The 20321-nt window shown below is 69.3% G+C and carries 14 protein-coding genes; 4 read left to right on the top strand and 10 right to left on the bottom strand.

What is annotated here, in order from left to right:
* Position 1: 1 nt before the first annotated feature.
* Positions 2-2644 carry a hypothetical protein gene (locus D7W82_RS21880; protein ID WP_120620202.1) on the top strand — a complete coding sequence of 881 codons (2643 nt, stop codon included), beginning with the start codon at positions 2-4 and terminating at the stop codon, positions 2642-2644.
* The gene (locus D7W82_RS21875; RefSeq protein WP_120620201.1) at positions 2641-5427 is read left to right on the top strand and encodes a hypothetical protein; all 2787 of its coding nucleotides are present in this window, start codon (positions 2641-2643) and stop codon (positions 5425-5427) included. Before D7W82_RS21880 ends, D7W82_RS21875 begins: the two co-directional genes overlap by 4 nt.
* A gap of 3 nt (positions 5428-5430) precedes the next feature.
* On the opposite strand, the gene D7W82_RS21870 is transcribed toward D7W82_RS21875, so the two are convergent.
* On the bottom strand, positions 5431-6573 hold the full coding sequence (locus tag D7W82_RS21870) for a hypothetical protein (protein WP_147439453.1): 1143 nt from the start codon (positions 6571-6573) through the stop codon (positions 5431-5433).
* Positions 6574-6727: 154 nt separating this feature from the next.
* Here D7W82_RS21870 and D7W82_RS21865 point away from each other — a divergent pair, with 154 nt between their 5' ends.
* Positions 6728-8761 (top strand): membrane dipeptidase, encoded by a 2034-nt coding sequence (locus tag D7W82_RS21865; RefSeq protein WP_120620213.1) that lies wholly within the window; start codon positions 6728-6730, stop codon positions 8759-8761.
* Positions 8762-8823: 62 nt separating this feature from the next.
* On the opposite strand, the gene mxcL is transcribed toward D7W82_RS21865, so the two are convergent.
* Positions 8824-10083: a myxochelin B biosynthesis transaminase MxcL gene (mxcL, locus tag D7W82_RS21860; RefSeq protein WP_120620199.1), complete on the bottom strand. Its 1260-nt coding sequence runs from the start codon at positions 10081-10083 to the stop codon at positions 8824-8826.
* Positions 10084-10341: 258 nt separating this feature from the next.
* Here mxcL and dhaL point away from each other — a divergent pair, with 258 nt between their 5' ends.
* On the top strand, positions 10342-12039 hold the full coding sequence (gene dhaL / locus D7W82_RS21855) for a dihydroxyacetone kinase subunit DhaL (protein ID WP_120620212.1): 1698 nt from the start codon (positions 10342-10344) through the stop codon (positions 12037-12039).
* 6 nt (positions 12040-12045) lie between these two features.
* On the opposite strand, the gene D7W82_RS21850 is transcribed toward dhaL, so the two are convergent.
* From D7W82_RS21850 to D7W82_RS21815, 8 genes are all read right to left on the bottom strand, one after another.
* Positions 12046-12516, bottom strand: coding sequence for an NUDIX hydrolase (locus D7W82_RS21850; protein ID WP_120620198.1), 471 nt, complete (start codon positions 12514-12516; stop codon positions 12046-12048).
* Positions 12513-13934: a DUF2380 domain-containing protein gene (locus D7W82_RS21845; protein ID WP_120620197.1), complete on the bottom strand. Its 1422-nt coding sequence runs from the start codon at positions 13932-13934 to the stop codon at positions 12513-12515. Before D7W82_RS21845 ends, D7W82_RS21850 begins: the two co-directional genes overlap by 4 nt.
* Entirely contained in the window at positions 13916-15451 is a 1536-nt protein-coding gene (locus tag D7W82_RS21840; protein ID WP_158617705.1) for a PH domain-containing protein, read from the bottom strand. Before D7W82_RS21840 ends, D7W82_RS21845 begins: the two co-directional genes overlap by 19 nt.
* Positions 15441-15926 carry a PH domain-containing protein gene (locus D7W82_RS21835; RefSeq protein ID WP_120620195.1) on the bottom strand — a complete coding sequence of 162 codons (486 nt, stop codon included), beginning with the start codon at positions 15924-15926 and terminating at the stop codon, positions 15441-15443. Before D7W82_RS21835 ends, D7W82_RS21840 begins: the two co-directional genes overlap by 11 nt.
* 64 nt (positions 15927-15990) lie before the next feature.
* A complete protein-coding gene (locus tag D7W82_RS21830; protein ID WP_158617704.1) occupies positions 15991-16683 on the bottom strand; it encodes a VOC family protein in 693 nt (230 codons plus the stop codon).
* 43 nt (positions 16684-16726) lie between these two features.
* On the bottom strand, positions 16727-17026 hold the full coding sequence (locus D7W82_RS21825; protein ID WP_171424155.1) for a PRC-barrel domain containing protein: 300 nt from the start codon (positions 17024-17026) through the stop codon (positions 16727-16729).
* 60 nt (positions 17027-17086) lie between these two features.
* The gene (locus tag D7W82_RS21820) at positions 17087-18778 is read right to left on the bottom strand and encodes an ATP-binding protein (RefSeq protein WP_120620193.1); all 1692 of its coding nucleotides are present in this window, start codon (positions 18776-18778) and stop codon (positions 17087-17089) included.
* A gap of 139 nt (positions 18779-18917) precedes the next feature.
* Complete coding sequence (locus tag D7W82_RS21815; protein ID WP_171424154.1) at positions 18918-20288, bottom strand: multicopper oxidase family protein; 1371 nt, start codon at positions 20286-20288, stop codon at positions 18918-18920.
* Positions 20289-20321: the final 33 nt, after the last annotated feature.

Below are 20321 nucleotides of genomic sequence, written 5' to 3'. Positions count from 1 at the left end.
CATGGCAACGACACCGGACAGCGCCTCGGACGCGGGCCCGCAGTACCTGCCCACCCCCCTTCCGGAGGCCCGGGCCTTCGAGTGGGCGCAGCTGCTGACCTCCACGCGCCAGGGCCTGGGGGAGCTCTTCTCCTGGCTGGAGGCCGCTTGCGAGAACAGCGCGCGGGCCGCGGGTCGCGACAACGAGCACCTCTCCACCAGCCTCCTCATCTCCGGTGACCGTGGCTCCGGAAAGACGACCCTCCTGCTCAGCGCCGTGCAGGCCCTGACGGACTGGAAGCGCTTCGCTGGCGAGCCGGGCAACGAGACCCGGGGGGCCGAGCTGTCGAGGATGCTCGAACGCCTGGAGCGGCGCATCCACTGGCTGGAGCCGCTCGACCTGGAGCCCGTTTCGCCCAATGCCAACCTGCTGGCCACGCTGCTGGTCCGCGTGCGCGCCGCGCTGGACGATCAGCGGCACGTGAAGGGCGCGCCCGGTAGGTCCGCGCGATGGTCCTCCTCCATCTTGGAGGAGGGCGCGGAGGAGACGTGGGGGAAGCTGGATCACCTCATCCGCGACGCGTCGTTCATGTGGGAGGACATCCCGTCCACCACCGATGCTCGCGTGCGCGCGGAGCAGCAGATCCGCGCGTCGGAGATCTACGCCGACTTCCAGCCGCGCTTCGCGGAAGCCATGGAAGCCGTGGCGCGCACGCTGGCCATGCCTCGCTTCGGCCCGTCCGGTGGTGACCAGGTGCTGCTCGTGCTGCCCATCGACAACGTCGACCGGAGCATCGAGCACCTCTACAACATCGTGAAGCTCACCCGCATGGTGGCCAGCCGCCACCTCTGGTTCGTGCTGGCCGCGGGCCACCAGGAGTTCCAGCGCTTCATGGAGCGCTCCTTCCAGAAGGAGTTCATCGTCTCCGGACAGGCCGGCATCGGCGCGAACGACCAGGAGGAGACGCTCGCCATCGCCCGGCGGCAGGCCGCGACCACGCTGCGCCGGGCGCTGCCACCCAGCTACCGCATCTCGCTGAGACCGGTGGACCCCAACGAGGCCTGGCACTTCACCGCGGATGGCGGGAAGAGCGAATCCCTGGGCCAGCTCCTGCATCGCATCAAGCTGCCGGGAAAACCGCGGCCCGAGGATCGGCTACTGCCATTCTTCGATGCCCTCTTCGACCTGACGCATCAGCTCAGTGGCGACGTGGCTCAGTGCTACCGGGACGCCCTCTCCGCCGATAACGGCCAGCAGGCGCAAGAATCCAGCGAGACCAAGGACCACCCAATCCTCACCCATGCTGGCAGGAACGCCCTCAGGCTGCCTGCGCGGACCCTGCAGGACCTCTGGCATGCGGTTCGGCGTGAAGTCCATGGACCCAGCTCACCCACCCCTGGCTTCAGCGCTCAGGAACAAGGCGGGTCCGCGGTCCGAATCGCCAAGGAGATGCTCCGCAACGCCATCGACGAGAGCGACCTGCCAGCCTGGGCGAGCGAGCAGTTGCTCCACCGCATGCTTCGGCATGACGACCAGGGACGCGTCGTCCTGGACCTGACCGGGAAGCCCATCCGCCGCCTCAAGCGCACCAGCCTCCATGGTGTCCTGCGGAGCAGCCCCAGCGACCTGGAGGGAAACGGACCGGAGTTGCACGACCAGATGCTGAGCACGGAGGTCCACCTGCGCCGCTTCCATGAGGTGGTGCTGGTACTGAAGGATCTGGCGGGCTCCGGCCGCGAAGCGCAAATGCCCGCGAACGTCGCGGGCTGGTTCATGATCCTGCATGACGTGCTGATGCTGTTCGAGCAACCCCGCGTGCTGAGCGCGAACGTGACGCCCTTCGATATGAGCCCGGAAATGGTCGTGACCGTGCACGAGCTCTGGGTGGAGCACGCGCGCGGGACGCCATTCGTCCAGGTGGATTTCTGGTGGACGCCTCCTTCGTGGAGCACCTTCACCGAGTTCGCCATCCTCACCGCTCAGTGGCGCGCGTTCCTCACGCGGATCTCCCATGAGTTCCTCAATGACAGCCACGACGCCAACCTGCGCACCCGGCTCATCCATGCGGCGTGGGTGGAGAACATCTGCTCCGTGGCGGGCAGGCAGCTGGGCCGGTGGAAATGGGGAGATGAAGGCAACGGCGTCTCGTCCGTGCTGACGCCAGAATTGAGGCTGGACAAGGTCCCGCAATACGAAGCGCGGGTGCGCCATTGGGTGGAGCAACTCGTCACCCAGGGCGCCAAGGGCAGCGACGTGTATGACCGGGCGTGGACCGCGCAGGTCTGGCTGCGCAACACACTCCCCCTCCAGGTGCTTCCGGAGTTCGCGCTTGCCCCCGATGCGCGGGACCTGCTGCGCCCGCCGCCTGAATCCGGGGGGGAGGACACCCGCTGGGATGCCCTGGCGCGGACGGAGTGGCGCATCAAGGGGCCTCGGCTGAAGGCCTTCCGGAGGCAGCGGGTGCGCGAAGCGGTGCACTTCTCCAGCACGGCCGAGTCGCTCCGGAGCGCGCTCGGCACGGACGGCGGGCCCGCGTCGGCCAGGTATCAGGACTGGCTCGATACCGTGGTGGACGCCTGGTTCGCCGTGGTGGACCCCGAAGGGGATCCGCTGGAGAAGCTGGTGCCGGACCTGAACGCCACCCACACCCAAGTGCATCAGTGAACCGCGACGGCTCGCGCCCACCTCCCGGCACCCTGGCCCCCCGCCGCGTCCCGGAGGCGTACGTGCGCGCGGAGGTCGCCAGCTTTCCGCTGACGAGCCTCGAGGCCTTCCGCTCGGCGGTGACGGAGTTGGTGCCGGCGCTGGACTCGAAAGACGGCGAACCCACCTGGGCGCTCTGGCGCGAGTGCGAGAAGAACATGTCGGAGCACGCCAGCGGCTGGTCGCTGGATCGGATCATCGCCGTGCGCGATGCGTTCTGGTTCCCCTCGCGAGGGCACTTCAGCCACCGGCAGGCCCCACGCCAGGGCGTGTCCATGTTCCACTACCTGCGGAACCTGGCGGACACGCACCTGGAGCGGCGGCCCGGCGTCACGGTCATCTTCCAGGGCACGGGCGCGGAGGCGGTGGAGGCGCTGACGCACTACCGCTGGCTCACCTTCGCGATGCCGGAGGACCTGCTGCTGGCGGCCGTGCCGGTGGAGCCGCCTCCCACGCACGTGGACATCGAGCCGCCCCTGCTGGTGCGGCACCTGCTGGATCGCGGCGTGGCGGAGGTCCACCACCACGTCGGCGCGGGCATGGACTTCCCGCTGCTGTGGGCTTCGCTGCTGTCCGCCGTGGGCGCTCCGGGCCTGGACCCGAGCTCGCTGGCGGGGCCGGGGCTGCCCTTCGAGGACGGGGAGCGGATGCTGCGCTGGCTGCTGGCGGCCGCGGTGACCCGCTGTGTCCTGGCGGAGGTCCTGCTGCGCCGCGAGACGCCTCCGCTCCTGGACTTCGTGCGCGGCCTCTCGGAGTCCCGGGCCTGGCTGCCTCAGCGGCGGCGCGTGCTCGCGCGGACGTTGGAGGCGCTCTCGCGGGGCCGCCGGGAAGTCCTTCCCGCCCTGGATGAGCTGCGCGGCCTCTATGAGGATCTGCATCCGCTGGCGGCCCACAACGTGAACGATCCCCCGCATACGCTCGACGAGGTGTGGCGGCGGTGTGATCCGGTCGCGCTCCGGCTGCGGCTGGACACGCCCAATGGAGGCGAGCGTTGGCTGGTGCGCTCGGGCCTGAAGCACCTGGCGGCCCTGGAGCACGCGGGCCTCCAGGACGTGCACTTCGAGCGCCTCTTCTGGCAGGTCCAGCGCGTGCGGTGCCTCAGCTACCGCGCCTACGTGCAGCGGCCCCTGACCGCGGGGCTCCAGTGGTTCATCCGCTTCTATGGCCGTCCGCGCGCCATGAAGGGGCCCTTGAGCGCCGTGCGCGCGGAGGTGTCCTACGCGGTGGCGGGCGGGGACCAACCCATCGCCGCGCTGGAGGTGCGCACGAGCCCCTCGGACGACCCCATCCGCATCGCGGAGGAGCTGACGTCCCTCACCCAATCATGGCGGGGCGTGCTGAGCCGGACGGGAGAGCGCGTCGCGGATGGGCGGTCGCCGGAGTTCGGCGTGGTGATGCACCTCATCAAGGACCGGGACCCGAGCCACCACTGGGCGCGGGGGCAGCCGCCCGCCCACGGCATGGGGACGTACGCGGAGCCGGTGCCCGAGCGGCGGGTGCAGCTGGGCGGGCGCTATTCGGACTACTTCGCCGCGCAGTCCGTGCAGGTGGAGGCCCTGGTGGACCTGCTGCGGGCGGTGCCGCTGTCGCTCTGGCTGGTGCGGGGATTGGACGTGGCGTCGGACGAGCTGAGCGTGCCCACGTGGGTGCTGGCGCCGCTGTACCGCTACATCCGGTGGGGAGCCGCTCGCGCCGCGGCGAAGCGGGAGTCAAGGCACGCTCCACCGCTCCGGCTGACGTCGCACGTGGGCGAGGACTACCGGCACCTCATGGAGGGCCTGCGCAGAATCTTCGAAAGCGTGCACTACCTCCTGGACCGCACGGGAGGACGGCTGGGGCACGCCACCGCGCTGGGCGTGGAACCTGGGGCGTGGGCCGAGTCCGTGGGCGCGGTGATGATGCCGGCCGAGGACCGGCTGTGGGACCTGGTCTTCGAGTGGCGGTTGTACAGCGACTACCGGCTGCCCCCGGCGCTGTCCGCGGAGGCCCCACCCGGACGGCCGCAGCGGGTGGAGAACCTCCTGCGCGAGCTGTCCGAGGCCGTCTTCGGCAGGTGCGTCGCGCCGCACGTGCTGGCCGAAGCGCACCACGTGCTGCACAACCTCTGGTGTCCGCCGCTGGCGCGCGACGAGGGAGGCGTGGGACTGGATGCCTTCAGCCGGGCCTTCCGCCGGCTCGACTGGAGCCGGGTGCTCAACGGCGCGCACGTCCGGCGCGTCCTCGTGGCCTACCGGGAGGACGAGCGCGTGTTCCAGCGGGGGCAGCAGCTGGTGGACATCCCGCTGGATGCCTCGGAGGTCGCCACGCTCCGGTCGGTGCAGGCCGCGATGCGCCGGCTCGTGGGCGCGCGGGGGACCGTGGTGGAGGTGAACCCATCCAGCAACCTGCTCATCGGCAACCTGCTGGACCTGCGCAACCACCCCATCCTCCGGCTCAATCCTCCGTCCGCCGAGGAGGGCGCGCCGCCCCCCGTCCCCATCGCCCTGGGCGCGGACGACCCGGTCACGTTCTCCACCTTCCTGCTGCGCGAATACTCCCTGCTGCATGAGGCGGCGCGCAGCGCGGGCTACTCCGAGCGGGAGGTGCACGAGTGGCTGTCCAACATCCGCCAGACGAGCATGGACGCGCGCTTCACCGTGCCGTGGAGGCCCAACGCGCTGGGCATGGCGGATGAGTTGCTGAAAGAACTGGCCCGCTTCACCCGGAGGGCCGTGCCCCGCGATGAGGCCCACGCGCCCGCTTGAGCGTTACTGCGCCTCCGGGATCTCTTCGGAGGGCGGCACCGGGGGCTTGGGTGGGGGCAGTACCTTCTCCGACTGTCCCAGGAGCCTGCCCAGCACCTTGTCCATGACGGAGCTCAGGAGCCTGTCCGCGGACCATCCCGCGACCACCGCCAGCGCGACCATCGTGAAGAAGGCCGCCTGGTTGTCGTTCACGACGATGTGGAGGATGGCGGAGCCGGCGTCCGCGCCGGTGGCCCCGTCCCGCGTGTCCACGGACAGCAGCATGCGGGACCGCTCCAGGAAGAGGAGCATCAGCGCCGCGAACGCGCCGATGACGGGCTTCACCATCAGGTGGTAGGCGAAAAAGCGGAGCGTCGCCCCGGTGGCGACGACGAAGCGCTCCTTGGACAGCATGTTGGAGGCGATGGCCCCGGAGGCTCCCGCGAGACCGATGAGCAGCAGGCCCTTGCGCACCAGGGTTCTGGGCCAGTCCTCGACGAAACCCTGGGTCAGGAGCAGGGCGGAGACGATGAAGACCCCGAGCAACAGCAGCGTGCTGAAGACCTGAAGGGACACGTTGATGGAGAGCTGCCAGAACGTCTTGTCCACCTGCTGGTTGACGGCGTCGAGCGCGCCGCGCAGCACGTGGCGGCAGTAGCAAAGTTCCTCCGGGGCGAGGGTGGGGGAGGGCCGGGCGCAGTCCCCGTTCGTGTCCAGCCGGGCGAGCCTGCGGACACACTCAGGCAGGGGACCGTTCTTCTTGTCAGCGCCGAGCCAGAGTTCGGCTCGCGAGTCCGTCACCCGGCGCTCGAACTGCTGCTGGATCTCGAGCGCTCGCGGCACCAGCATGGCCGGTGGCATCACGAGCAGCAGCAGTCCATCCACCTCGTGGAGGACCTCCCAGAAGGAGAAGGACCAGCGCCGCCATGGCTTGTCCAGACAGCGCCGGGCAACTTCAAGCTTCTGCTGGCACTGGTCCAGGATGACCTTCCCTCCGGCAGTGCGCTCCGCGCCATCCCGGCACAGCTCGATGAGCGAGGCGTTGCTCTCCAACCTGGCCCATAGCAGCTGGGTGGCCGAGCCGAACTTCCACCGCCGCCGCAGGAAGCCCACGCGCTCCAGCAGCTCCGGCGTCGGATGGTCTGGAAGCGTGTCGGTGGCCGCCATGAAGCACACATGTCCACGGCGCGAGCAGGTGACAACCCACGGCGCCGCGCAGCGCGTCAAAGTCATGCGTCACCGCGCTTAGGCCGTGAGAGTTGATTAGCTGGAACAGGTGCTGATACGCCCAGTGAACCTCCACCCCGGAAAGGTGCATCGCATGTCGCGTCGCTCCCGAAATGTCTCAAGATTTCTGTCTTCGCCGCTGCTCGCGGCCACGTCGCTCGCGCTGGCCTGCGGGCCTGTCTCCGACGAGCCGCCCGCGCCCGTGGAAGCGCCCGCGGAGGTGGCCCAGCCGCTCGCGGTGAGTGGCTTCGCGGAGATGCACCACCACATGTTCGCGGAAGAAGCCTTCGGCGGTGGGTGGTTCCACGGGAGCCACACCGGCACCCTGGCGAGCTGTGACGGCGGCATGCCGGAGAGCGACCACGCGCGCGTCCGCATGGACCTGCGGGACATGCTCAACCTCTGTCCCAACTCCGGCAGCGTGAACCTGGGCGGCATCCCCATCCTGTCCGACGTCTTCGGCGTGGGCGGCGCGGTGGCGTCGGAGGTCATCGGCCAGGTGGAGGGCACCGAGGGCGACACCGGCCTGCACCTGGGCCGCATGGAGACGCCCACCCAGTGGCCGCGCTGGGACACCATCGCGCACCAGCAGGCGTGGGAGGGCTGGCTGAACAAGGCCCGCCAGGGCGGCATGTCGCTGGTCATGGTGTCGCTCGTCAGCAACGAGTTCCTCTGCAAGGCGCTGCCGTACCAGAACCTCAAGCGGCCCTGTGACGAGATGATGGACGTGGACGTCCAGCTCCAGATGGCCCGCGACTTCGACGCGCGCACGGACTGGGCGGAGATCGCCCTGTCGCCCGCGCACGCCCGGCAGATCATCTCGCAGGGCAAGCTCGCCATGGTGCTCTCCATCGAGTCCAGCAAGCTCTTCGGCACCAAGGACTGGCGCGCGGAGCTGAACCGCGTCTATTCGCTGGGCGTGCGATCGTTGCAGCCCGTGCACCAGCTGGACAACCGCTTTGGCGGCGCGGCCCCGCACAACGCCATCTTCCAGGTGGCCCAGTTCCTGGAGAACTGTCACATCGACACGGACTGCGGCCTCACCGGCAACGGCTTCACGTTGGGCTTCGACGTGGACGCCAACTGCAAGAACACCAAGGGCCTCACCGCGGACGGCAAGGCGCTGGTCCAGGAGATGATGAACAAGGGGATGCTCATCGACATGGCCCACATGTCCGAGAAGAGCGTCGAGGACGCCTATGCCCTGTCCCAGGGCCGGACGTACTACCCGCTCTACATCTCCCACGGCCACTTCCGCGAGGTGATGAACCCGGCCCTGGCCGCCAACGAGAAGACGACGCCGTCGTGGGTCATCCGCTACGTGCGCCAGACGGGCGGCATGTTCGGCCTGCGCACCGCGCACGACGAGACGCGCAACTACAACCGCACGCCGGTGGCCAACAACTGCCAGGGCTCCACGCGCTCGCTCGCGCAGGCGTACGAGTTCGGCCGCCAGGGCCTCAAGGTCAACATGGGCTTCGGCGCGGACCTGAACGGCTTCATCCAGCAGACGCGCCCGCGCTTCGGTGACTTCGGCGCGTGCTCCGCGGGCTTCCGCGCGGAGGCGGACGCGCAGGAAGAGCAGCAGCGCGTCTCCGGGCCGCCGCCGCTGGGCACCGACTTCGACGTGTATGGCCTGGCCCACGTGGGCCTCTTGCCGGACCTGGTGAAGGACCTGAAGCAGCTGGGCGTCAACACCACGGGCCTGGAGGGCTCCTCGGAGAACTTCATCCGGATGTGGGAGCGCGCCAGCGGCACCCGCACCGGCATGGCGGACGCGGCCAACGACATCGACACCGGCGGCGTCGACCCCTACGTCGCCAAGGCCACCCGCGAGGCGTCGTACCCGAAGCTCTGCGGCAAGGCCTACGCCCCCAGCACCAAGCTGGTGTCGGAGACGTGCCGCTTCGACCAGGAGTGCAAGTCCAACCAGTGCAGCGCGTGGGACGACTGCGGCGACATCCCGGGCGTCTGCACCTGCTCCGCGGACTCGCACTGCGCCTCGAACCAGTTCTGCGGCTGGGGCACCAACGACGGCAAGTGTGTGAACAAGCGCCCCAAGGGTTCGCTGTGTTCCTCCGGCCGCGAGTGCCAGTCCGGCAAGTGCTCCTGGCTGATGTGCACGTAGGCCACCCGCGATGAAACGGCCCCCGGGACTTCGAATCCCGGGGGCCGGATGCTTCGCCTGGCTCAAGCCAGCTCGCGCAGCACCTCGCCAGCGGCGGCGATGGTGTGGTCGATCTGCTCCACCGTGTGCACGGCGCTGATGAAGTTCAGGTCGCGGCGGAGGATGACGCCCCGGCGGGCCATGCCGGCCTGGAAGGGGATCATCTTCTCGACGTGCTCGGGGACGACCTTGTCGAAGCGGAAGAAGGGCACGGCGTCGTAGCCGATGACCTCCAGGGTGGAGCCCGCCTCGCGCGCGTGGGCGTTGATGCCGTCGCGCAGGCGCCGGCCCAGGCTGGCGATGTGCTCGATGTAGGGGGTGCGGCGGTACTCGTTGATGACGGCCTCGCACACGGCCAGGGAGAGCATCTCGCCGCCGAAGGTGGTGGACACGTGGAGCTCGCCCAGGCGGCTGAGGAACTTCTCCGGGCCTGCGATGGCGGACAGGGGCATGCCCGCGGCGATGCCCTTGGACAGCGTGACGAAGTCCGCCTGGATGTTGAAGTACTGCTGCGCGCCGCCCAGGGCCAGGCGGAAGCCGGTGACGACCTCGTCCAGGACGAACAGCACACCGTGCTTCGCGCAGGTCTCCTTCACCTGAAGGAGGAACTCGCGGGTGACGGTGCGGTTGTACGGGATGGCCAGGAGCACGCAGGCCAGGTGTTCGCCATGCTGCTCCAGGTGCTGGAGGAGCGCGGGCTCGTCCTGGGGCGTGAAGAGGGGCAGGCGCGTGGTGAGCTTCGCGACCGTCGGGGGCACGCCCGGCGTGTCATACATGAAGTGGTCGTGCCAGCCGTTGTAGCCCACGGTGACGATGTGCTCGCGGCCGGTGAGGTGGCGCGACAGGCGCACGGCGGCGGAGGTGGCGTCCGCGCCCGTCTTGAAGAAGCGGGCCATCTCCGCGCCCGGAATCACCTGCACCAGCGCCTTCACGGAGGAGACCTCCACCGGCGTGGGCAGCGAGTGGATGATGCCTTCCGCCAGGTGCTTGCGGAGGGTCTCCGCGACGGCCGGGTGGTTGTGGCCGAGCATGTTGGCGCCCAGCGCCTGGATGAAGTCGATGTACTCCTGACCGTCCGCGTCCTCCACCAGGGCGCCGTTGCCTCTGGCGAGGAACACGGGGAAGGCGCCTGGGGCGAAGTGATCCGGCTTCTTCATCATCGTCTGGGTGACGCCGGGGACCCACTTGCGGGCCTCGGCGAGCAGCTGGTTGGAGCGCTCCAGCTTGAGCTCACCCACGATGGGGCGCGGCAGTGACGGGTGACGGGGTGCTGTCTGGGACATGTCCCGGCAATATCAGGCATGGCTCGGACAGGCCCGGTCGCACTTCGCGCCGGGCCGCCGTGTTTTGTTGCAACCTGGCAAATGGGATTGATGGTCATTGTCATGAATCCCCTGGAGTCAATGGGAAAGCGGGCTCTGTAACGCAAACGTCTTTCCACGGCCTTGCGGCGTACGTCCGCCTTGACGGTCTGCAATGGGGGCGGAAGGGTGGATGCGGAGCACAGTCCATCCCCGTTCGTTCCGATCAAGGAGTCGCTGGTGAAGAAGCTCGTCAATGCGCCGCGCGCGGTGGTCCAGGAGATGTTGGAGGGGTTCGTGGCGCTGGCTCCGGGCCAGGCGTTGCTGGAGGGGGAGACGGTGGTGGTGCGCGCGGACGTGCCGGCGGCGCTGGGGGCGAGGAAGGTGGCGGTGTTGTCGGGAGGCGGCAGCGGCCACGAGCCGGCGCATGCGGGCTACGTGGGGACGGGGATGCTGCACGCGGCGGTGGCGGGAGACGTGTTCACGTCGCCCAGCACGGACGCGGTGCTGGCGGCGATCCGCGCGGTGGCGGGGACGGCGGGGGCGCTGCTCATCGTGAAGAACTACACGGGGGACCGGCTCAACTTCGGGCTCGCGGCGGAGCTGGCGCGGGCGGAGGGGATTCCGACGGAGGTGGTGGTGGTGGCGGACGACGTGGCGCTGCGGGACACGGTGGAGCCCGAGCGGCGCCGGGGCATCGCGGGCGTGGTGCTGGTGCACAAGGTGGCGGGGGCCGCGGCCGCGGCGGGAGCGTCGCTGGCGGAGGTGGCGCGCGAGGCCTCCGAAGCAGCGGCGGCGCTGGGCAGCATGGGCGTGGCGTTGGGGCCGTGCACGGTGCCGGCGGCGGGCCGGCCGGGCTTCATGTTGGGGGAGGGAGAGGTGGAGCTGGGGCTGGGCATCCACGGTGAGCAAGGGGTGCGCCGTGTGGCATTGCAGCCCGCGGACGTGCTGGCGGACACGATGCTGGCCACCATCGTGGAGGACCGGAAGGTGGGCCGGGGCGACCGGGTGGCGTTGATGGTGAATGGGTTGGGAGGCACGCCGCCCATGGAGCTGGCCATCGTGACGCGCAGGGCGCTGGCGTTCCTGGCGGAGCGGGGCGTGACGGTGGAGCGCGCATGGCAGGGCACGTTCCTGTCGGCGCTGGAGATGCCGGGGTGTTCGCTGACGTTGCTGAAGGTGGATGACGCGCGGCTCGCGCGGCTGGACGCGCCGACGGAGGCGCCAGCGTGGCCGGGGCGGGGGCAGGTGGTGACGCGCAGGCAGGTGGTGCCCGCGCGCGCCGCGCTGCCGACGGTGAAGGGGCATCCGAAGCCGCAGCCGGTGATGGCGCAGGTGCGCGCGGCGGCGCTGGCGGTGGCGGACGCCTGGGACGCGGCGGAGGCTCGGCTGACGGAGTTGGACAGCAGGGCAGGGGATGGAGATCTGGGCTTGAGCCTGGCGCGAGGCGCGGCGGCGATCCGCGCGTTGCCGGAGGGGGCATGGGCCACGCCGTCGGGTGCGTTGACGGAGCTGGGACAGGCGTTGCGCCGGAGCATCGGCGGCAGCTCCGGGCCGTTCTACGCGACGGCGCTGCTGCGGGCGGCGCGCCTCCTGGCGAACAAGCCGGCGGACGCGGCGGCCTGGGCGAAGGCGTTCGAAGTGGGTGTGGAGGCGGTGTCGGAGCTGGGCGGAGCGAAGCCCGGAGACCGGACGATGGTGGATGCGCTGCATCCAGCGGCGGCGGCGTTCGTGCGTGCGGTCCGGGAGGGGAGGACGCTGGGGGACGCGTGGGCGGAGGCGACGCGCGCGGCGGAGCAGGGCGCGGAGGCGACCGCCAGCATGTCACCGCGACTGGGCCGGGCCAGCTACCTGGGCGAACGTGCGAAGGGGGTTCCGGACGCGGGGGCCGTGGCGGTCGTGATCTGGATGAAGGCGCTGGGTGGTCGCGCGGGGTGACGCGGCTCAGGCTTCGTTGTCCGGCAGGAGCGTGAGGAGGAACTCGTCGTCAGGGCCGAGTGGGCGCCAGCCAGGAGGTGGAGGTGCTTCGAGGAGCGCATCTCGAACCTTCTTGACCCGCGCCTCATGCGTCTCCGGCGTGTAACTGCACCAACGTGCGAGTGCATGGGCGAGAGTGAAGCGGTTGTTGTCGTCCACTATCGCCGGCCAACCATCGGGGAAGTCCTCGGACAGTTCTCGTACAAACTGGCTGCGGACCAATCTGGTGAGGCGATGGCTTCGCTCGGCCTCCGCAACCAGACCGCTGAAGACCTGAACCCCGGCAATGTCGTCCTTGCCTAGCTCCTCAGCCAGTTGCACGAGCGAGGCTGTGGGACGCGCCTCCGCGAAAGCGGTGAGCGAGTCGTAGCCGTGCTCACGGACGCGCTCATACAGGCGAGTTTTCCAGTTCCCCTGCCACGAACGCCCGTCCGTCATCGCCTTCTTCCGGGAGTGAATGCCATCGGAATGTCGAAGCGCCGCATTTCTGCCGCGACGATCTTCAGGATCTCATCACGCGTCAGCAGGCGGCGTGTAGGGGTCTCGCTCTCCTTCAAGAGGCGCATGATGTGCTGATTCCACTCCTTTGGCCATGTGCGCCCCAGTTTCCAGTCGCCGCCGCCGTGAATCGCCTCGTGGTGTGACTGCTCCAGGCGGACGCAGAACTGGTCGATGTCCATCTCGCCTGTGAACCCGCGCTTCTCGAACCACTCGCGATGCTCCTGCGGCAGGACGTGGTGTCTGGGGGCGCTGGACATCCCGGCTCCGGCCCTGCCGGTCTCATGCATGGCGCGAACCTCGGGGCTGTCTCCCAGTGCTTCGCGCACGCCCTTGGGCAGGTCCTGCTTCGCCTGCGACATCAACACCTGACCCGCGTGGATGCGGACCGCCGCGCTGACGACGGGCGCGGAGATGACGCCCGCCTGCACCAGCCTGCGCATCCGCTCGACCCACTCGGCGGTGACGACGACGCGCGAGCCCATCATCACGCCTCCCGAGCCCATCACGAGCCCCACTCCGAGCGTGACAGGGGCGGCGGGTGGCGGCCTGGGCAGCGTCGCCTTCAGGGCTGAAACCAGCGTGACCATTTCGAGGAACTGGGCCGCCGCGACGACCCGGCCGCCGCGCTCCATCGCTACGCGGGCGCCTTCCTGGATGGATTGAAACTCCTGGGTGAGTTGCCCCATCAGTCCGGGCATCGCGGTCGCGGTGGCGTGCACCTTGTCCGGGTCCATTGACGCGAGCGCCGTCATGGCGGGCTCGATCCGCTTCTGCACGCGGTCCAGGTCCACGAACAGCCGCTCGACTCCGTAGAAGGGACACTCCTTCTGAATGACCTCCGCGAGCCGTAGGAAGTCGAGCCAGGTGGCCAGAAGCATCGCGCCACTCATGATTGCTTCGAGACGCGGACCTGTCATGCGGAGGATGGCCGCTCGCATGTCCGTGTCCTCGACCGACTCGGCAGCGCCCGCGAGCGAAGTCGCTCTCGTGGTCGCGCCACGCAGCCATGGCACCTGGATGGATCCGTAGTCGGTGTACCGCGTGAAGACGCCGTCGGAACCTCCCAGGCCCTTCGTGTTCTCCGCGAGCCTGGGGAGCGCCCTGGCGACGCCATCCACCGTGTCCTTCACCTGCCCGAGGGCTTCGATGACTGATTGATGGGTGAGGGGATCGATCGGGTCGACACCCTGGCGGGTCCGGGTGTCCGTGGTTCTCCGTCGCTCCGGGATGTCGTCGGATGCGAAGGCCGCCTTCTGGCGGAACACTCGCGAACCCCTGCGGCGCTCAGGCGCCTCCACGCCCGCGCATCCCGAGACCACCAGCACCGCGCACAGCGCTAGGACTCCTTCGCGCATGGCGCCTCTCCGGGAATCCGCGCAGGCGATACTCGACGCGCGGGACGCCGGGCCGGGAGTACGTCGATGAGCGACTGGGCTTCTTCCCAGCCCACGCAGGGCAGGATGACGTGCGAACCCGCCACGTCGATGCGCACGTGCCCGATGCCGTACCCGCGCTCCAGCGGCCCCTGTCTTGCCCGGACGGACTGGATGCGGGAGCGCTGCACCACCGTCGTGCGTCTGCGCCAGAAGCCCTGGCGCACCACCACCAGGGCTTCCGTGATGAGCCATCCCTGGAAGCGCCAGTCGAACCAGGCTCCCAGCAACTGGGCAGGCAGCAGCAGCCATGCCACCGCGCCCCATGCTCCCCAGAACCAGGTCGCTGGCGCCGCCACCAGCACGCTCAGGCCCACCGCGCGGATCCGCGCCCGCAGGAGCGCCTTGGGATGCGCCCGCTGGAAGGTCATGGCGTCAGGCAGCTCCGGCACGAACTCCCGCAGCAACTCCGGCATCCGCGCCGTGGGCACCACCGGGACCAGCAGTTCCGCGCGGTCCGCGGCTTCCTTGCCCGTGCGGACGCCCGCCGTCTCCACCTCCACCGAACCGAAGCCCAGCGTGCGGCGCAGGAAGGGTTCATCCAGCACCACCTGCTGGATGCGCGCCCGCCGCACCGTCACCTGCCGGCGGGTGATCAGCCCGCCCACCGCGCGCAGGTGCGTGCCCGTGTCCACCAGCCGGAAGCCATGGAACTGCAACACCGCTCGCGCGCCACTCACCAACCACAGGCCGAACAACCCCGCGAGCGCCACCACCGTCGCGGCCAACCAGCCCATGCCCGGTGCCGCCAGCGCGTCCCAGTGGGCCTCCATCCAGGGCAGCAGCAGCTTGTGGAAGGTCTCCGTGATTTCATGCAGAGCGCCCATCACCACCGCGATGACGCCCAGCCCCAGCGCGGTCGCGCCGTAGAGCAGCAGGCCTCCCAGGTGGGCCTCGGAGAGCACGCGCTCCTCCGGGGCTGACTCGCCGGGCAGGAGCACCGCCGCGGTGCCTTCGGCCCTGACCGTCTGGAGCGCGTGGATCAACGCCTGCGCATCCTCTGGCGTCAGTCCTCGCAGATGGCCGTCCGCCTTGCCTCCGGAGGCCGTCTCCACCTTCACCTCCACCAGCCCGAGCAGCTTCGACACGAAGGGCTGCAAGACCTCCGTGTTCTGCACCCGCGCGGCTTCGATGAAACGGGAGGTGCGCGTGAGGATGCCCGAGCGGATCTCCAACTGCGCGCCCACCACGCGGTAGCTCATCGTGGCCACTTCGTAGAGCCCGGCGGCGAGCAGCAGGACCGCGATGCTCAGCACGATCGCCCAGAGGACCCCCGGCAGGCCGCGCTCACCCGCGAAGTACGTGGGCAGCAGCGCGCCCAGGAGCATGCGGCCAATCGTCGCGGACAGGGGCACCAGCGCCGCGAGCGGCGCCTTCGCGCTCAGCCGCTTCCAGGGCGCTTCCTCCGGGGCGGCCAGTGCCACCGGCTCAGACGACATCGTCGGCCTCGCGCCGCACCAACCGCTCGCGCAGCGCATCCGCCGTCTCCCGCGTCAGGCCGGGAATCTCTCCGTCCGCGCCACTGCCCGCCGCCGTGTAGATCTGCAGGCGCGCGAGCCCCAGCGACCGCTCGATGGGGCCCTGGTGCACGTCCACGTGCTGGATGCGTCCCGCCGGGATGGACACCACTTCATGCAGGAGCACGCCGTGGGAGATGACCAGGTCGTGCTCACGCAGCGCCCAGCCCCAGCGCTCGTGCGCGCGTTGTGGATACCACGCCGTCAACACGCTCAAGCCCAGCACCACCGCGCACGGCAGCAGGAACGGCCAGCGCTCGTTGCCCGCGAAGCTCAGTCCCAGCGCCACGGCGAACGCGATTCCACCGTAGACGCCCATGCGCAGGAGTGCCCGGACGCGGAACAGCGTGAGCGCTCCGCGAGGGAGGCGTTCCAGCGTCGGCAGAGGGGCGGTCATGGGGGCCTCCGGGGGAGGCCCGAATCTACTCCATCAAGCCTGTAAAGCTGAACTGGGCTTCATGTTACGGCGCCTGACGCAGGCCGAACGCGGCGCGGTGGCGATCCTCGCACGGTGCGACGCGTATCCCATCGGGCATGACGTGGGTGCCGTTGGCCACGGTTCCTCCACCTTCGACGACCGCGGCGAGGGCGCGGTCCAGGTCGTCGACAGCGAAGTAGAAGAGCCAGTGCGGATGGATGTGCGGGAGGCGTGCGGTGCCGCAGGCCGCCCCCACGCTGCGCCTGTCCTCGTGCCACGTGAACTGTTGATACGTCCCGACCTCGGGAGCGAGTTGGAGCGCTTCCGTGGGCCGCCAGCCGAACAGGTCGCGGTAGTGGGCGAAGGCTCGGACGTGGTCGGCCGTGTGCAGTTCGTGCCACGCCAACTCACGGTGCACCTCCCGTCCGGTCCGGGAGGTCAGGGCGACCACGGCACCCAGGGGATCCCGCAGCACGGTGGAGGCGACACCCTCCACGGACCTCCGGGGCGGCCCGAGCCGCTCCGCTCCGAGCGCGACGAAGCGCTGCACGGAGGACTCCAGCTCGGGGACATGGATGTGCCCCAGCCAGTGACTCGGAGCCCCGCGCGCAGCGGCGGCTTCGGGCAGTGGGGAGATCTCCTGCACGACGTGCGTCCCCAGCACGCTCGCGTAGAAACGTCGTGCCTCGTCGGGCCTGGGGGACCGCAGCTCGTACCAGCAGAAGCCGTTCTTCATCGGGCGTCTCGTAGTGGACGGGCCCGGAGGAGTAAAGCCGTGCTCAGCTGGGGGCGCTGGCGGAGTCCTGGGAGAGCACCTCACGGAGCTCATCGATGGTGACGGAGAGGAGCACGGTGTCACTCACCGAATGCACCAGGCGCGTCGGCACGTAGATGCGCCCCGCGTGGAAGTAGTTCCAGTAGACGCCGAACTGCTCGGAAGCCTCCGACGTCAACTTCACCTGGAGGGAGTCGATCTTCCAGGTCTCGCTGTCGATGGACAGGGTCTCCACGTTCCCGAGCGACTGACCTCCGGCCGCGACGACCATGCGGCCCTGGACGACGCTTTCTGCGAATTGCATGGGTGCCGTTCCTCCGTTCACTCACGAACATGGGGGCTCCCCCTGCGTGTCAGCCCCCTGTCATGGATGGACCGAATCCCGTCCGGCGTGCTCCGCTCCGTTCGGCTCCACCTGGAACGGGCGGGCGTCCCAGGGCAGCACCAGGCGGAAGGTCGTTCCGGTGTCGGCGTCGCTCGTCAGCTCGACCCTTCCACCGTGCGCCTGGGCGCACCCCCACACCAGCGTCAGTCCCAGTCCCCAGCCCTTCGACGGCCCCGTCTTCGCGGAGCGGGTCCGGATGAAGGGCTTGAAGATGGCTTCCTGGTCGGCACGCGCGATCGCCGGCCCCTGGTTGTGCACGGAGGCTTGCGCTTGCGCGCCGGTCGCCGTGACGGTGAAGGTGATGGGGCTGTCGGCCGCTCCGTACTTGAGGGCGTTGGTGCCCAGGTTCCACAAGGCGCGGCGCAGCTCCTCGGCGCTCCAGATGCCCCGGACGTGCTCCTCCGCTTCGAGCACGAAGCGATCTCCATGGAGCAGCGTCAGCTCCTCGACGACGTCTTGGGCGATTCTTCCCAGGTCGCACGTGTCGAGCCGGAGCGGCAGCCGTTGGCCCGCTTGGATGCGATTGGTGTCGAGCAGGTCCCGTACCATCTGGTCCGCCCGTTCGATGTTCCGGTCGATCCGCAGCGCCAGGTCGTGTCGCGCCTCCAGCTTCTCCGGAACCCGGAGGAGCGCGTGCGCCCCCATCTTCGCCGTCGACAAGGGGCCGCGCAGATCATGCGCCAGGATGGTGACGAACTGCTCGCGCAGGCCGCGCTCGGTCTCGAGCGCTTCGACCTTCTCCTGGAGGTTCGCGTACAGCCGGGCGTTCTCCAGGTGGACGCTCAGATGCTGGCCCAGCGTCTGGAGCCGCTGCTTCTCCCGGGCAGTGAACTCACGGGTCTCGGTGAGCCCGACGTAGAGCACGCCTATCAGGGCCCGGTGGGCAGGCAGCCGGACCCCGAGCAGGGAGTGGATTCCTGCCTGGCGGAGCGATTCGCTCACCTCGAGCGTCGTGGTCGTGACGTCCCGGAGGGAGTATGTCTCCTCACCCGCCGCCACGATGCTCCCGGGAAGGGGCTTGGGATCCAGCGAGGTCGCGTAGCGCTTCAATTGCTCGTCGCCGATTCCCGTGGAGGCCGCGGTGACCAGGCTCGCGTCCTCTGGCACGTACAGCAACAAGGCGCAGCTCCGGGCGCCCATGGCCTCCAGGATGATCTTGAGCAGCTCCTTCAATTGGTTCTGGCTGCTCGGTTCGTCCAGCCTCAGGGCCTCGCTGGCCACCTTCTGGAGGAGCAGCAGGTAGCGCTTCTCTGTCTGTTCTTCCTCCATCAGGTGCTTGGCGAAGAGGTCCGTCACGGTCTTCATGGCGACGTGCAGCTCGGTGTAGAGCCGCTCGACGTCACCTCCGTCGGGCTGCTCGTCCGGAGGCGCGGTGGCCCAGGTATGGGTGATACATCGCCCCAGGATGGCGAACTCCTCGACGACCTCCGCCACGTGGAAGCCCTGGCGAAGCCGTGCGGACGCATGGCTTTCAACATGCCGCCGCTGATGGTTGCCGCCACTTCCTCCCGATGCGCCCGCTTCCGCGAGGGAAGCAAGATAGGCGGGCATGATGTTCCTGAACTCGGGCTGGTCCAGGCCACGGGCGGACGCGGCCCGGGTCGCCTTGTCCATCCAACACTGGACGATCTCCGAGTGATGGTTCCGGATGACCTCCGCGATGCTCGGCATGGTCCTTCCCCCCGTCATCAGAATCCCTTGGGGCCGTATGACAAGGTGGCCGTCGCGGGCCGCTGATGCAATGAAAGGACCGTTTGGAGAGGCGCTTGCCCCAGGGCGCGGCGGACCGTCGTGAGGAGGGCCTGGCTGCTCAGACGTCGATGCCGTCCCGGCGCAGCTCGTCCTCGTGGGCGAGCTGCGCCAGCGTCCCCTTCGGCGGCGTGTACCAACCCGGATCCCCATCGCCGTCCAGCCGGTCGCGCACCTTGAGGATCGTGAACATGCCTCCCATGGTGATCTCGTCGTAGGGGCCCTTGCCGCCCACCATGGCGATGGAGTTCGCGGGCATGGGCATGTGGTGCATGCCCGCCATGTCCCCCATGCCCGTCTGTCCCATGGTCATGTAGCCGGGCAGCAGGGGTCGCACCTTCGCGTCCAGGCCCCCAGGCTTCACGCCGACCATGTTCGGCAGGCCGTGGCCCATCTGGTTCATCACGTGATGGGTCATGTGGCAGTGCATGGCCCAGTCCCCGGGTTCGTCCGCCACGAACTCGATGGTGCGCGTGCTCCCCGTGGGCACCAGCACCGTCGTCTCCGGCAACTGCGCGCTCTCCTGGATGCGGCCTCCGTCCGTCTCCGTGATGCGGAACTGGAAGCCGTGCAGGTGGATGGGGTGGTGGTCCATCGCGCTCAGGTTGCCGAAGCGGATCCGCACCCGCTCGCCCTTGCGCACCACCAGCGGCGCCGTGCCCGGGAACGCCTTCGCGTTCATCGTCAGGATGTTGAAGTCCGTCATCTCGTTGGGGTCCGGACGCATCGTCCCCGGATCGATGCGCCACTCGTGCAGCATGATGGCGAAGTCGCGGTCCACTCGCGGGCCGACTGGCCTGCGCGGGTGGATGATGAACAGGCCCACCATGCCCAGGGCCATCTGCGTCATCTCGTCATGGTGCGAGTGATACATGCACGTCCCCGACTGACGCACCGTGAACTCGTACCGGTACGTCTCTCCCGGCGCGATGGCCTTCTGGTTCAGCCCTCCCACGCCGTCCATGCCGCTGGGGAGGAGGACGCCGTGCCAGTGCACCGTCGTGGACGCGGGCAGCCGGTTCGTGACGTAGAAGCGCACGCGGTCGCCCTCCACCACCTCGATGGTGGGCCCGTGCACGTGGCCGTTGTAGCCCCAGCACGTGGCCTTGAGGCCGGGCGCGAACTCGTGCTCCACCTCCTGGGCCACCAGGTGGAACACCTTCACGCCGCCTACGTTCTTCCACGGCAGCTTCGCGCCGTTGGGCACGACGACGGGACGGTAGCCGTGGCCCGCCGTGGACGCTTCGCGCGGGGCCTTCGCGCCGGACACGCTGGCTTGCGCCTGGGCGGCGCGGCCGTGCATCAGCAGGGCGCCCGTCGCCAGCGTCGCGCCCGTGCGCGCGAGCAGCCCGCGGCGCGTGAGCGAGGGAGCTTCGGATGGCGTGTCCTCGGAGGGGCCCTGGGTTTCGTCAGTGGGCTTCATGGTGCTCATGGGTGGGCTCGGGAGTGGGAATGGGATTGGGGG

The organism is Corallococcus sp. CA049B (genome assembly GCF_003611685.1).
Classification (GTDB): Bacteria; Myxococcota; Myxococcia; order Myxococcales; family Myxococcaceae; genus Corallococcus; species Corallococcus coralloides.
This window is presented reverse-complemented; position numbering and strand designations above follow the sequence as displayed.

Coding starts and splice junctions, on each gene's coding strand:
- D7W82_RS21880 (WP_120620202.1), top strand. CDS start 2: ATGGCAACGACACCGGACAGCGCCTCGGACGCGGGCCCGCAGTACCTG.
- D7W82_RS21870 (WP_147439453.1), bottom strand. CDS start 6,573: ATGGCGGCCACCGACACGCTTCCAGACCATCCGACGCCGGAGCTGCTG.
- D7W82_RS21865 (WP_120620213.1), top strand. CDS start 6,728: ATGTCGCGTCGCTCCCGAAATGTCTCAAGATTTCTGTCTTCGCCGCTG.
- mxcL (WP_120620199.1), bottom strand. CDS start 10,083: ATGTCCCAGACAGCACCCCGTCACCCGTCACTGCCGCGCCCCATCGTG.
- D7W82_RS21850 (WP_120620198.1), bottom strand. CDS start 12,516: ATGACGGACGGGCGTTCGTGGCAGGGGAACTGGAAAACTCGCCTGTAT.
- D7W82_RS21845 (WP_120620197.1), bottom strand. CDS start 13,934: ATGCGCGAAGGAGTCCTAGCGCTGTGCGCGGTGCTGGTGGTCTCGGGA.
- D7W82_RS21840 (WP_158617705.1), bottom strand. CDS start 15,451: ATGTCGTCTGAGCCGGTGGCACTGGCCGCCCCGGAGGAAGCGCCCTGG.
- D7W82_RS21835 (WP_120620195.1), bottom strand. CDS start 15,926: ATGACCGCCCCTCTGCCGACGCTGGAACGCCTCCCTCGCGGAGCGCTC.
- D7W82_RS21830 (WP_158617704.1), bottom strand. CDS start 16,683: ATGAAGAACGGCTTCTGCTGGTACGAGCTGCGGTCCCCCAGGCCCGAC.
- D7W82_RS21825 (WP_171424155.1), bottom strand. CDS start 17,026: ATGCAATTCGCAGAAAGCGTCGTCCAGGGCCGCATGGTCGTCGCGGCC.
- D7W82_RS21820 (WP_120620193.1), bottom strand. CDS start 18,778: ATGCCGAGCATCGCGGAGGTCATCCGGAACCATCACTCGGAGATCGTC.
- D7W82_RS21815 (WP_171424154.1), bottom strand. CDS start 20,288: ATGAGCACCATGAAGCCCACTGACGAAACCCAGGGCCCCTCCGAGGAC.